This window comes from Morganella morganii H1r, from assembly GCF_000633515.1.
Taxonomy (GTDB): Bacteria; Pseudomonadota; Gammaproteobacteria; order Enterobacterales; family Enterobacteriaceae; genus Morganella; species Morganella morganii_B.
Map to the genome: position 1 here is coordinate 44,936 of NZ_AYMP01000016.1, position 13,426 is coordinate 58,361.

15 protein-coding genes are annotated in these 13,426 nt (G+C 51.2%); 9 read left to right on the plus strand and 6 right to left on the minus strand.

Annotated features, from left to right (window positions below; all coding sequences use genetic code 11):
- Positions 1-35 precede the first annotated feature (35 nt).
- From oppA to U868_RS0109610, 7 genes are all read left to right on the plus strand, one after another.
- Positions 36-1,676 (plus strand): oligopeptide ABC transporter substrate-binding protein OppA, encoded by a 1,641-nt coding sequence (gene oppA / locus U868_RS0109575; protein WP_025153094.1) that lies wholly within the window; start codon positions 36-38, stop codon positions 1,674-1,676.
- Between the two features lie 78 nt (positions 1,677-1,754).
- Positions 1,755-2,675: an oligopeptide ABC transporter permease OppB gene (gene oppB, locus U868_RS0109580; protein ID WP_025153095.1), complete on the plus strand. Its 921-nt coding sequence runs from the start codon at positions 1,755-1,757 to the stop codon at positions 2,673-2,675.
- A gap of 14 nt (positions 2,676-2,689) precedes the next feature.
- Positions 2,690-3,598, plus strand: a complete 909-nt coding sequence (oppC, locus tag U868_RS0109585; protein ID WP_025153096.1) for an oligopeptide ABC transporter permease OppC — start codon at positions 2,690-2,692, stop codon at positions 3,596-3,598.
- An 11-nt stretch (positions 3,599-3,609) separates the two neighbouring features.
- A complete protein-coding gene (locus U868_RS0109590) occupies positions 3,610-4,584 on the plus strand; it encodes an ABC transporter ATP-binding protein (protein ID WP_025153097.1) in 975 nt (324 codons plus the stop codon).
- Positions 4,584-5,582: a murein tripeptide/oligopeptide ABC transporter ATP binding protein OppF gene (gene oppF / locus U868_RS0109595; protein ID WP_029990959.1), complete on the plus strand. Its 999-nt coding sequence runs from the start codon at positions 4,584-4,586 to the stop codon at positions 5,580-5,582. Before U868_RS0109590 ends, oppF begins: the two co-directional genes overlap by 1 nt.
- 230 nt (positions 5,583-5,812) lie before the next feature.
- Complete coding sequence (locus tag U868_RS0109605) at positions 5,813-6,037, plus strand: hypothetical protein (RefSeq protein WP_025153099.1); 225 nt, start codon at positions 5,813-5,815, stop codon at positions 6,035-6,037.
- 27 nt (positions 6,038-6,064) lie between these two features.
- Positions 6,065-6,622: a helix-turn-helix transcriptional regulator gene (locus tag U868_RS0109610; protein WP_025153100.1), complete on the plus strand. Its 558-nt coding sequence runs from the start codon at positions 6,065-6,067 to the stop codon at positions 6,620-6,622.
- Between the two features lie 20 nt (positions 6,623-6,642).
- On the opposite strand, the gene U868_RS0109615 is transcribed toward U868_RS0109610, so the two are convergent.
- Both U868_RS0109615 and cls read right to left on the minus strand, forming a co-directional pair.
- Positions 6,643-6,975 (minus strand): HI1450 family dsDNA-mimic protein, encoded by a 333-nt coding sequence (locus U868_RS0109615; protein ID WP_025153101.1) that lies wholly within the window; start codon positions 6,973-6,975, stop codon positions 6,643-6,645.
- Positions 6,976-7,044: 69 nt separating this feature from the next.
- Positions 7,045-8,505 carry a cardiolipin synthase gene (gene cls, locus U868_RS0109620; protein WP_025153102.1) on the minus strand — a complete coding sequence of 487 codons (1,461 nt, stop codon included), beginning with the start codon at positions 8,503-8,505 and terminating at the stop codon, positions 7,045-7,047.
- 255 nt (positions 8,506-8,760) lie between these two features.
- Between cls and U868_RS0109625 the strand changes: the two genes are divergently transcribed.
- Positions 8,761-8,940, plus strand: coding sequence for a YciY family protein (locus tag U868_RS0109625; RefSeq protein WP_015422737.1), 180 nt, complete (start codon positions 8,761-8,763; stop codon positions 8,938-8,940).
- A 120-nt stretch (positions 8,941-9,060) separates the two neighbouring features.
- Positions 9,061-9,795: a TonB family protein gene (locus tag U868_RS0109630; RefSeq protein WP_025153103.1), complete on the plus strand. Its 735-nt coding sequence runs from the start codon at positions 9,061-9,063 to the stop codon at positions 9,793-9,795.
- 55 nt (positions 9,796-9,850) lie between these two features.
- On the opposite strand, the gene U868_RS0109635 is transcribed toward U868_RS0109630, so the two are convergent.
- From U868_RS0109635 to U868_RS0109650, 4 genes are all read right to left on the minus strand, one after another.
- Positions 9,851-10,633, minus strand: coding sequence for a hypothetical protein (locus tag U868_RS0109635; protein WP_025153104.1), 783 nt, complete (start codon positions 10,631-10,633; stop codon positions 9,851-9,853).
- A gap of 131 nt (positions 10,634-10,764) precedes the next feature.
- A complete protein-coding gene (gene dbpA / locus U868_RS0109640) occupies positions 10,765-12,138 on the minus strand; it encodes an ATP-dependent RNA helicase DbpA (RefSeq protein ID WP_025153105.1) in 1,374 nt (457 codons plus the stop codon).
- A gap of 135 nt (positions 12,139-12,273) precedes the next feature.
- Entirely contained in the window at positions 12,274-12,714 is a 441-nt protein-coding gene (gene yciA / locus U868_RS0109645; RefSeq protein ID WP_004238167.1) for an acyl-CoA thioester hydrolase YciA, read from the minus strand.
- A 69-nt stretch (positions 12,715-12,783) separates the two neighbouring features.
- On the minus strand, positions 12,784-13,323 hold the full coding sequence (locus U868_RS0109650; protein ID WP_004239196.1) for a septation protein A: 540 nt from the start codon (positions 13,321-13,323) through the stop codon (positions 12,784-12,786).
- Between the last annotated feature and the right edge of the window lie 103 nt (positions 13,324-13,426).

The following is a 13,426-nucleotide window of genomic DNA, read 5'->3' on the forward strand; positions in this document are numbered from 1 at the left end:
GCAAAACACATTCGTCAATGGGGAGTTTATGTAAGATGGTTAATTCAACGAAAAAAACACTGCTGGCACTCAGTGTGGTCGCAGCTATGGGGATGGGAATTGGTACACAGGCGTTTGCTGCGGATGTACCGGCCGGTGTTCAGCTGGCAGATAAGCAGGATTTAATCCGCAATAACGGCTCTGAGCCGCAGTCACTGGATCCGCATAAAGTGGAAGGGGTGCCGGAAGCGAATATTATCCGTGACCTGATGGAAGGTATTACCCTGGAAGGGCCGGGTGGTGAAATTCTGCCGGGTTCAGCTATCTCCTGGGAAAATAAAGATTTTAAAGTCTGGACGTTTAAAATCCGCGAAGATGCAAAATGGTCTAACGGTGATCCGGTCACCGCGCAGGACTTCGTTTACAGCTGGCGCCGCCTGGCTGATCCGAATACCGCATCACCGTATGCCAGTTATCTCCAGTATGCTCACGTGGTAAATATTGATGATGTTATCGCCGGGAAGAAAAAACCGGAAGAGCTGGGTATCAAAGCGCTGGATGATAAAACCCTTGAACTGACTCTCTCTGAAGAAGTACCGTACATTCCGAAACTGCTGGCGCATAATTCCATGTCTCCGGTGCATCCGGCCACTGTTGAGAAGTTCGGTGATAAATGGACGCAGCCCGGCAATTATGTCAGTAACGGTGCATACACCCTGAAAGACTGGGTGGTTAACGAAAAAATCGAACTGACCCGCAACCCGAAATACTGGGATAACGAAAAAACCGTTATCAATAATGTCCGTTTCCTGCCGATTTCTTCCGAAGTTACCGATGTTAACCGCTACCGCAGCGGTGAAATCGACATGACCTATAACAACCTGCCGATTGAATTGTTCCAGAAGCTGAAAAAAGAAATTCCGGACGAACTGCGCATTTCGCCGTATATGTGTACCTATTACTACGAAATCAATAACGAAAAAGCGCCGTTTGATAACCCGAAAGTCCGTGAAGCCCTGAAACTGAGCCTTGACCGCGACATTATGGTCAACAAAGTCAAAGCACAGGGTGATACCCCGGCATTTGGTTTCACACCACCGTTTGCGGATGGTATGTCAGCCAAAGAGCCTGAGTGGTTCGCGAATATGACGCAGGATCAGCGTAACGAAAAAGCACGCAAACTGCTGGAGGAAGCCGGGTTTAATAAAGATAATCCGCTGAAATTTAACCTGCTGTATAACACATCTGATCTGCATAAAAAAATGGCGATCGCGGCATCGTCTATCTGGAAGAAAAACCTCGGCGCGGAAGTCCAGCTGGTTAACCAGGAATGGAAAACCTTCCTCGATACCCGCCATCAGGGGACTTATGATGTTGCCCGTGCCGCATGGTGTGCGGATTATAACGAACCGTCTTCATTCCTGAATATGGTTCTTTCTTACAGCAGCACCAACACCCCGCATTATAAGAGTGCGGAGTTTGATAAGCTGATGAAGCAATCCCTTCAGGTGAAAACCGATGCGGAACGTGCGCAGATCTATCAGCAGGCGGAAGCTCAGCTGGATAAAGACTCTGCCATTGTGCCGGTCTATTACTATGTCAGTACCCGTTTAGTGAAACCGTATGTGGGTGGCTATACCGGAAAAGATCCGCTGGATCACTTCCACACCAAAAACTTATATATGATTAAAAAATAATACCGACGGTTGGCCGCTCTGCGAAGGGCGGCCTGTGTAGTGTGTACCCCGGGAGCGGGTACTGTATAGGAACGGGCAATGTTTAAGTTTATTCTTCGCCGTATACTCGAGGCGATCCCGACGCTTTTTGTGTTAATTACCATCTCTTTCTTTATGATGCGTCTGGCTCCGGGCAGTCCATTTACCGGTGAGCGTAAATTGCCGCCGGAAGTGATGGCGAATATTGAAGCCAAATACCATCTTAATGATCCGATTCACGTTCAGTATTTTGATTATTTAGTTCAGTTATCAAAGGGGGACTTCGGGCCTTCCTTTAAATATAAAGATTACTCGGTGAATGACCTGGTCGCCTCCGCATTTCCGGTCTCCGCAAAACTCGGGCTGGCGGCGTTTGTGCTGGCACTGATTGTCGGGGTGAGTGCCGGTGTGATAGCCGCACTGAACCAGAACACCAAATGGGACTATACCGTCATGGGCTTTGCCATGACCGGGGTGGTTATCCCCAGCTTTGTGGTGGCACCGCTGCTGGTGCTTATCTTTGCCATCCATCTGCACTGGCTGCCGGGCGGCGGCTGGAACGGCGGGCAGCTCAGCAATATCATTCTGCCGATGGTTGCGCTGTCACTGGCGTATATTGCCAGTATCTCCCGTATTATGCGCAGCTCCATGATTGAGGTGATGCACTCCAACTTTATCCGTACCGCACGGGCGAAAGGTCTGCCGATGCGTAAGATTGTCTGGCGGCATGCGCTGCGCCCGGCACTGTTACCGGTGGTTTCCTATATGGGACCGGCATTTGTGGGGATTATCACGGGTTCAATGGTGATTGAGACAATTTTCGGTTTGCCGGGCGTGGGGCAGTTATTTGTCAACGGCGCGCTGAACCGCGATTACTCACTGGTGCTGAGTCTGACCATCCTGGTCGGCACACTGACCATCGCCTTTAACTGTATCGTTGACGTGCTGTATGCCGTTATCGATCCGAAAATCCGTTATTAGTCCCGGAGCACGCTATGTTACCGAATGAAAAAAACCGCGAAGCTCTGGAAAATTTCACGGAGCAGCTTGATGTCGAAGGACGCAGCCTGTGGGCGGATGCCCGCCGCCGCTTTATGCATAACAAAGCCGCGATCACCAGTCTGTGTCTGTTGTTTTTAATTACCCTGTTTGTGATTTTTATGCCGATGCTGTCGGAGTTCGCGTATGACGATACCGACTGGGGCATGATGTCCGCAGCACCGGATACGGAGAGCGGCCACTATTTTGGTACCGATTCCTCCGGCCGTGATCTGCTGGTGCGTGTGGCTATCGGCGGGCGTATCTCGCTGATGGTGGGACTGGCGGCAGCGCTGGTCGCAGTGCTGGTGGGAACACTGTACGGCGCGATGTCCGGCTATGTCGGCGGCAAAACTGACTCTTTCATGATGCGCGTGCTGGAAATCCTCAACTCCTTCCCGTTTATGTTCTTTGTCATCCTGCTGGTGACCTTCTTTGGTCAGAATATTTTTCTGATCTTTGTGGCTATCGGTATGGTTTCCTGGCTGGATATGGCGCGTATTGTGCGCGGTCAGACCCTGAACCTGAAGAGCAAAGAATTTATTGAAGCGGCGAAAGTATGTGGTGTGCCGACCCGCAATATCATTCTGCGTCATATTGTCCCGAACGTGCTGGGTGTGGTGGTGGTTTATGCCTCGCTGCTGGTGCCGAGTATGATCCTGTTTGAATCCTTTCTCAGCTTCCTCGGGCTGGGTACACAGGAGCCGTTAAGCAGCTGGGGCGCGCTGCTCAATGACGGTGCTAACTCAATGGAAGTTTCGCCCTGGTTACTGATGTTCCCGGCAGCATTCCTGGTGGTGACTCTGTTTTGTTTCAACTTTATCGGTGACGGGCTGCGTGATGCCCTTGACCCGAAAGATCGCTGAGGAGGCCGCCAATGACTCAGTTATTACAGGTTAACGACCTGAACGTAACATTCAAAACGCCGGACGGTGATGTCACCGCCGTGAACAAACTTAATTTTTCGCTGGCGGCGGGAGAGACACTCGGGATTGTCGGTGAATCCGGCTCCGGAAAATCACAGACGGCGTTTGCGCTGATGGGACTGCTGGCCCGCAATGGTGTGGTCAGCGGCTCTGCGGTGTTCAACGGGCGTGAAATTCTCAATCTGAAAGAGAAAGCGCTGAACAAAATGCGCGCGGAAGAAATTTCCATGATCTTCCAGGATCCGATGACCTCACTCAACCCGTACATGAAAGTCAGTAAACAGCTGACAGAAGTACTGATGCTGCATAAAGGTCTGAGTTCTCACGATGCTTTTGAGGAATCTGTCCGGATGCTGGATGCGGTGAAAATGCCGGAAGCCCGCAAACGGATGAATATGTATCCTCATGAATTCTCCGGCGGAATGCGTCAGCGGGTTATGATTGCCATGGCGCTGTTGTGTAAGCCGAAGCTGCTGATTGCGGATGAACCGACCACGGCGCTGGATGTGACGGTTCAGGCGCAAATCATGACACTGCTCAATGAGCTGAAGAATGAATTCAACACCGCGATTATTATGATCACCCATGACCTCGGTGTCGTTGCCGGTATCTGCGATAAGGTGCTGGTGATGTATGCCGGACGTACCATGGAATACGGCACGGCGCGTGATGTGTTCTACCATCCGTCACACCCGTACTCTATCGGGCTGCTTAAGGCGGTTCCGCGCCTTGACGGGCCGGAAGACAGTGAGCTCGCCACGATTCCGGGCAACCCGCCGAACCTGCTGCGTCTCCCGGCGGGTTGTCCGTTCCGCCCTCGCTGTCAGTATGCGACAGACGAGTGCGCACGGCATGAGCCGCCGTTACAGGCATTTTCTCAGGGCCGTTTGCGTGCCTGCTTCAGAACTGCAGAGGAGTTGGCATAATGACACATTCAGAACGTCCGGTTCTGCTGGAAATTGAAGATTTAAAAGTCCATTTTTCCATCAGAGACAATAAGCAATGGTTCTGGCAGCCGGCCAAAAGCCTGAAAGCGGTGGATGGCGTGACTGTCCGTCTGTATGAAGGGGAAACACTCGGGGTGGTCGGGGAATCCGGCTGCGGGAAATCCACGTTTGCCCGTGCGATTATCGGCCTGGTAAAATCCACTGCCGGGCGGGTAACCTGGCTGGGTAAAGACCTGTGCGGAATGAGCGAAAAAGACTGGCACAATGTCCGCAATGACATCCAGATGATTTTCCAGGATCCGCTGGCGTCACTTAACCCGCGTATGACTATCGGCGATATTATTGCAGAGCCGCTGCGCACCTATTATCCGTCAATGAGTAAGACGGAAGTGACAGACAAAGTCAAAGCTATGATGATGAAAGTCGGGCTGCTGCCGAACCTGGTGAACCGCTATCCGCATGAGTTTTCCGGCGGACAGTGTCAGCGTATCGGTATCGCCCGAGCGCTGATCCTCGAGCCGAAACTGGTTATCTGTGATGAGCCGGTTTCAGCGCTGGATGTGTCTATCCAGGCTCAGGTGGTGAACCTGCTGAAAGAATTACAGCGGGAGATGGGATTGTCCCTTATTTTTATCGCTCACGACCTGGCGGTGGTAAAACACATTTCTGACCGTGTACTGGTGATGTATCTCGGCCACGCGGTGGAACTCGGCACCTATGACGAGGTATATCACAATCCGCTGCATCCGTACACCAGGGCGCTGATGTCTGCGGTGCCGGTGCCTGATCCGGACAAAGAGCAGAATAAAACGATTCAGCTGCTGGAAGGGGAACTGCCGTCACCGATTAATCCGCCGTCCGGGTGTGTTTTCCGCACCCGTTGCCCGCTGGCGGACAGCGAATGTGCAAGAACCCGGCCGCTGCTGGAAGGCAGTTTCCGCCATGCGGTTTCCTGCCTGAAGGTTGATCCGCTGTAAATACGGTAAAGCCGTTAATCTTATTTTTGAGACAGAGCGCCCGGAACGGGCGCTTTTTTTACATTTTCACATACTGCTTTTCCGCATCAGCCGCAAAATCTGACAGAGCGTACTTCGCGGCCTTGCAGGCAGCCTACTGATTCCGTTATTAAAAAGCATAGCCGGTTTTCAGGTATGTCAATAACAGATGTTGACGTGTGTCAACATGTAAACTACAGTAGATACAGGTAATGAAGAAACATCAGGATAAACATATTCAGTCTGCGATTGAATATGCACTGTTGCAGGGATGGATATGGATTGCGCCGGGGAATTCCTCACATGCATTCTGCCGGTTACGGTGCGGGTCACCGTATGATGAGCACCGGCAGCATCAGATGAGTGTCTGGTCAACACCGCAGAATCCGGAAAACCATGCAAAACAGATCAGACGAAAAGTGGATACCTGTCAGTGAAAACGGGCAGCAGGAAAGGGGAAAATGATGGCACTGTATAATTTTACGCTGACGCTGTCCGGTGTGACAGCGGATACAGAGAATCTGGAGGATGCCTTATTTGCAGGTGGTTGTGATGATGCATTACTCTGTTTTTACGGCAAATCGGTCTATCTGGAATTTGACCGGGAAGCACCGTCGCTGGATTGTGCAATCCGCACGGCGGTGGAAGATGCGGAGACTGCCGGTGTGAATGCCAGGGTGGAATCGGTGGATTCCGCGCTTGTCGGCCTGAGTGATATTGCAGAACTGACCGGCATGTCACGTCAGGCAATCGCGTTACTCAAAGATGGCGCGCGTGGTCCGGGAACATTTCCGGGGCCGGTACAGCGGCTGCGCGGGCAATCCCCGTTATGGGACTGGGCGGCCGTTGCAGCCTGGCTGACGGCGCAGGGGCGGCTGACTGCCCATTCCGGGCTGGCGGAAAACGCCAGAATTATCAGCAATTGGAATATTGCATTACGGGCGGGTGCCGCAGAGGATCCCGCTGAAATTGACATTATCACAAGGTCATTAATTGCAAGACGGGAAAAGTGCCGCTGCTGAAAGTGTGACCGGCGGAAAAATTATTCCCGCCAGCGGACGGCGTATTCCGGTGAGCCGGTAAAATGACGGGAAATCAGTACCCGGGCAAAAATCTGGTCGATATCAGCATTTTCATCCGGAGCCAGGCCGATAACCACTTCAGCACATGCGGGGTTTTGCGCCAGAAAGGGCGCAAACTCTGACCAGTCACTGCCGGCCGGAACAATTTCGGCGCCGCCGATCTCTTCAAACTGAAGGTTGAACAGCAGAACGTCTGCCGGATCAAGATTATCCATTGCCTGTTCCAGAAACAGGTCATAGGCCATTTCAATAGTTTCTTGCTCGCTGAGGCGGCGGGGCAGAGAGGTACTCATAGGTCAGGTTACATTCCGGTGATCCCCCGCCGTGTCATACCGGCGGGGATAATAAAGAGGGTCAGTTTATCACAGCAGAGGACTGAAGAAATAACATAACCGCTCCAGAACCCGGTTTGTCAGCGGACGTTTTTCCCACTCGGTGTAATCAAGACGGGTTGCGCGTGAAATATAGTCATTCTGGACAATATTCAGATCACCGGCAAAACTTTCATCATCAATAACGGCGGTGATTTCAAAGTTGAGCCACAGGCTGCGCATATCCAGGTTTACAGAGCCGACCATACTGAGCTGGTCATCCACGAGGACACTTTTCGTGTGCAGCAGACCATCCTCAAACAGATAAATTTCCACACCGGCTTCCAGCAGTTCGGTATAAAACGCGCGGCTTGCCCAGCGGACGAGGAATGAGTCATTGAGGCGCGGCATCACAATCGCAACACGCACCCCGCGCATGGCGGCGGTACAGATGGCATGCATCAGGTCATCACTCGGGACAAAATACGGCGTGGTGAAGGTCAGACGTTCCTGCGCGGCAAAAATAGCCGTCATCAGGGATTGCTGGATCAGCTCTTCAGGGAAACCCGGCCCGGAAGCCACAATATTGACGGTATGACCGCTGTCTTTTTCAAACGGCATTTCAATATCGTCCGGCGGCGGCGGTAACCGGCGTTCGCCGCGTTCCATTTCCCAGTCCAGTGCGTAGATAATACCGAACAGAGTGGTGACAGGGCCTTCCATCCTGACAAGAATATCAACCCATTCACCGACACCGGCATCCTGTTTAAAATAGCGCGGATCCACCATGTTCATACTGCCGGTGTAGGAAATATAGTTATCGATAGTGACGATTTTCCGGTGCTGGCGCAAATCCATCCGGCGCAGGGCGAAACGCAGAACATTCACCGGCAGTGCTTCGACAAATTCGATCCCGGCATCCCGCATCATCTTCGGATAATCATGCCGGAAGAAGTGCCAGCTGCCGGCGGAGTCAACCATTATCCGGCATTTTACACCCCGTTTTGCGGCGGCGAGCAGGGCATTGGTGACATTGTCCACATCACCGCCCGGCTTCCAGATGTAAAACACCATATCAATGCTGTGTTTTGCATTATCGATATCTTTGACAATCTGGCGCAATGAGTCTTCACAGGTGGTAAACAGCTGAATCTGGTTACCTTTTACCCCGGGAATACCCTGGCGGTGTTCGATCAGCTGAAACAGCGGGGTCGCCTGGGTGCTGTTTTCAGTGGCGAAAATGTGTTTTGACTGACGCAGATTTTCGACCCAGCCGGAAACGGACGGCCACATTCCTTTTGCCTGCTCAACCCGGCGGCGGCCGAGATGCAGTTCACCGAAAGCGAGATAAGCGATTATTCCGATAAAAGGCAGAATATAGATGATCAGTAACCAGGTCATGGTAGATGTCACCGGGCGGCGTTTGTACATCACGCGGACAGAGATACCGGCCACCAGCAGCCAGTAGAAAAGAATACTCAGCCAATATAACAGCGTATAAAATGTCGACATAGGTATTATCTTTCCCTAAGAATAAGGTTTGCAGACAAAACAGGCACAGGATCTGATTGATACTTCATCGGAAAATGTATCAGAAAGCCATCTGTAATGCTGCTATATTTGTGATTTAAGTCAGTTTAACCACTTTTTTCTGCCGATGTTTGCAGATATTGCGGGAAAGCGGTTGGTTATTGTGTCAGGCAGTTTATAATAATTGCCCTTATTATTAGCGTATTTTTTTCACACAGTCTAAAAAAGGGTTTAGTTATGAGACACAGCAGACCGGAAGTTGCACGTTGGCGTATGTTACGGCAGGCAACCCGTCGTCGTCGTCGCTGGCTGGAAAGCCAGTCCCGGCGGAACATCCGGATTTTCGCCCTGCGTAAGCTGGATATCGCGAGACAGCGCCGTTCGCTGCTGTTTGCTCAGGCTGAATTAAGCCACTAAGAAGTGACCACCCGCACGATAAGTGACAATGGTTGCGTCTTTCGTGTTGAAATTGATTGCTATTTGCATTTACACTAGTGACCATTGTCATTATTAGCTGCTTATAAGATTGTATCGATTATGCCTATTTTTCGCTGGATCAGCTGGCCAATTCTCATTTCTCTTTGTCTGCATGCCTCTGTGGCTGCAGCGATTTACTACAACATAAACAAGGAGGTTGCGGACGAACCTAAGGTGCTGATGGTGGAAATGACGGCATTTGCGCCTGCACCGGCAGCTGCGGTGGCTGAACCTGAGCCTGAGCCGGAACCCGAAGCAGAACCGGAGCCCGAGCCGGAACCGGAGCCGGTCGTGAAGCCGGTTATTGAAAAACCGGTGGAAAAGAAACCGGTTGAGAAAAAACCAAAGCCAAAACCGAAAAAAGAGAAAAAAGTTGAGAAACCAGCTGTAAAACCGGCAGAAACCAAAGCACCGGTATCCGATAAACCACTGTTCAGCGGTACGCCGGATGGTCAGCAGGCCGTGAAAAAAGCCCCCGCAGGTCCCGCGGGAAATGTCGCCTCTGCCGGACAAAGTGATGTTGGCGGTGGTGATCCGAGAGCGTTACACCGTTCCGATCCGGTTTATCCGGCACGGGCACGCAGCCTCGGCAAAGAAGGGAAGGTGCGGGTCAGATTTGATGTTGATACGGATGGCCGTATTCAGAATATTGATATTATCGAAGCATCACCGAAAAATATGTTTGAACGTGAAGTCCGTAATGCAATGCGTAAATGGCGTTACGAGAAAAAGCCGAAGAAAGGCATGACAACAACCATTATTTTCCGGATCGACGGTAAAACCACGATTCAGTGATCAGATAAAATAAGAAAACCCGGCACATAAAAATGCCGGGTTTTTTGTTGCTGTTTTATTTTGCCGGAAAAAGATCAGCGCGTAAATTCACCAGGTTATCCGGTATCACATGAATAACCCCTTCACCCGGAATATCGATTTCGGCAATCATAAACAGTGCCATCGTTGTCAGCAGCGGCAGAATTAAAATCATCATATTGCTGCCGCGCAGTCCGCGGATATTATACCCGATCAGCACATTGGCACTGACGGCAAACAGAACCAGTAATATCCAGGCAGCTCCCGGAATCTGATAGCGCCAGCTGGCCATGGTTTTTTCTTCGGAAACATAGAGATCACTGAATGCTGTCAGTACAGAGGCAATGACCGGATTCGGGGTCGTACGGGCTTCAGATGCAGCAATTTCCCAGAGAGAGGACTGAGCCTCAAGGGAGATATCCCGCCATTTTTCATTTTTTGCCTGTGAACCGCCGTTAAAAAAATCAATACGTGCGTTAATATACGTGTTAAGCAGAGTATTTGCCCGCAGATTATTTTCCGGGGACAATAATTGTGCCCGCTGAAATGCATTACCGATGGCAATAGCTTCGTTTTCTTCCATTTGTTCGCGGTTATTATAGCCGCCGATAGAAATCGTCAGTAAAAAGCCGATTAATAAACCCAGCAGAGATAATACGGCACCGAGAACAATTTTGGTTTCATCATCCGCTAATTCAGTCTTACCGTGACGTTTTTTGAACAGGTATTTTCCGGCATAGGCTGAGCTGACCGATAAAATAAAGGTAACGACAAATAAGACGACAGAATCAGAGACTAAAGCGTTAAACAGCGCTGACATACAGAGACCCTTTAACAAAAAAATACCTCAGCAGCACGCTGAGATGCAGGTGGAATAAAGCCGGCCTGAGAAGGCCGGCCGGATACAAAACAGAGATATCATCCGCTGACGGGAAATGCGATCCTTTAAAATTATTTCAGCAGTCTGACTCTGACAGGTTTGCCTTTGATTTTACCCTGCTGAAGTAGTTTGCGTGCCTGCTGCGCGATACCCTGACGTACCGCGACATAAGCATGCATCGGCTGGATCACGATTTTGCCGATATCCTCACCGTTCAGTCCCATATCACCGGTCATTGCGCCGAGAATATCTCCGGGGCGGATCTTGGCTTTTTTGCCGCCGTCGATGCAGAGTGTCGCCATTGCCGCATCCAGCGGAGTGATACGCAGCCCGGCCGGGATTGGCTGCCAGTTCAGTTTCATATGCAGTATTTCTTCCAGTGCGTTTGCACGGACCGCTTCTTCCGGTGCGCACAGGCTGATCGCCAGCCCGCTTTCACCGGCACGGGCGGTACGTCCGATACGGTGGATATGCACCTCCGGATCCCACGCCAGTTCATAGTTGATCACCAGCTCAAGGGCTTTGATATCCAGTCCGCGAGACGCCACATCAGTGGCAACCAGTACACGGCTGCTGCCGTTGGCAAAGCGGATCAGCGTCTGGTCGCGCTCACGCTGTTCCATATCACCGTGCAGCACCAGAACACTCTGTCCGCTGCTCTCCAGGGCGTCATACACATCCTGGCAATCTTTTTTGGTATTACAGAACACCACACAGGATGCCGGTTGTTCGCGGCTCAGTAATTTCTGTAACAGCTCCGTTTTTCCGCGCCGCGACACTTCATAAAACTGCTGCTCAACCGCCGGCAGCTCATCGGTGCTGTTGATTTCAATGGTTTGCGGATCGCGCTGAAAACGGCGGCTGACGGCAGCAATCTCATCCGGCCAGGTGGCGGAAAACAGCAGGGTCTGGCGTTCTTCCGGGGTACGGGAAAGAATATCAGTAATATCATCAGCAAAGCCCATATCCAGCATACGGTCAGCTTCGTCCAGCACCAGGGTGCGGATAGCATCAAGGTGCAGTGTGTCTTTGCTCAGGTGATCAAGCAGACGGCCCGGAGTTGCCACAATAATGTGCGGCGGGTGGATCAGGGAATCGCGCTGGGCACCGAACGGCACGCCGCCGCATAAGGTCAGGATTTTGATATTCGGCAGATAACGCGCCAGCCGGCGCAGTTCCCCGGCAACCTGATCGGCCAGTTCACGGGTCGGGCAGAGAACCAGAGCCTGAGTCATAAAGTGTCCGGCATCGATATGCTGTAACAGCCCGAGACCAAATGCGGCGGTTTTTCCGCTGCCGGTTCTGGCCTGCGCACGGACATCTTTACCCGCGAGAATAGCCGGTAATGCAGCGGCCTGAACCGGGGTCATGGTCAGATAACCCAGTTCATTCAGGTTGGTAATTTGTTCTGCGGGAAGTGCATTAAGTTCAGCAAATGAGGTCACGATGAAAATTCCGGATTAAATAAAAAGAGAGATTTGCGGCAATGATACTATTACCGGGCGCCGGTGTCGCGGGTAACCTGCGCGTTATCCCGGCAGACAAAACGGCCACTCAGGAGAGTGGCCGGTATGAAACGCTTATTTTAAATCACTGTTACTGCTGTCTAACTGAAAATGACGTTTTCCGTCAGGCAGCGGGCGGGGGCGGTTATCAGCATCCACAGCAACATAACTGAAGACAGCCTCTGTTGCTCGGTAGCGGTCACCGATAGGATCGGTAGCCACTTTTTTCACCCAGACCTCGACTTTGACCGTCATGGATGAATTTCCGGTTTTCAGGCAGCGCGCATAACAGCAGACCACATCACCGACTGCCACAGAGCGCAGAAAGGTGATGCCGTCCACACGGACTGTCACCACGCGGCCCAGTGCAATCTCCTTTGCCAGGATAGCACCGCCGATGTCCATCTGCGACATCAGCCAGCCGCCGAAGATATCCCCGTTGGCATTGGTGTCTGTCGGCATGGTTAAGGTGCGCAGCACCAGTTCCCCGTTAGGTAAACATTGTTGTTGAGTCATGAGAAACACTTACATCCGTTTAACGAAAAAGGACAGCGGCAGAAACAAGCCGATATCCGGTTGATTTTATTATTTTTCTTCTTCCCGTGGCAGATGACGGTAAATATATACCACACTGGCAACGGTAAATACCAGCGTTACTGCGGTCAGGCCAAACACTTTGAAGTTCATCCAGGTATCCATTGATAACCAGAATGCGACATACACGTTTACCGCCGCGCAGACGATAAAGAAGAGAGCCCAGGCGAGATTCAGGCGCTGCCAGACCTGAGGCGGCAGGGTCAGCTCTTTGCCCAGCATTTTCTGAATCAGCGGTTTACCGAAGATAAACTGACCGCCCAGTAATACGAGAGCAAACAGGGCATAAATAATCGTCACTTTCCATTTGATAAACTGCGGGTCATGGAAAACGATGGTCAGGGTACCGAAGATGGCGACAATCACGAAGGTGATAACAGCCGATTTCTCCAGATGCTTATACATGAACCAGCGGACAGCCAGCGCCACCGCAGACGCGGCAATTAAGGCACCGGAGGCGTAATAGATATCCACGGTTTTATATATGGCAAAAAAGATAACCAGGGGGATAAAGTCTAGTAGTTGCTTCATAATTGAGTCTGTCCGAAATTTAAATTTATTTTAAGCACGTGGCATTCAGTCTCTTATTTTTAAAGAAAAAAAATATATTACAATTGATTTTGCAATATTTTAC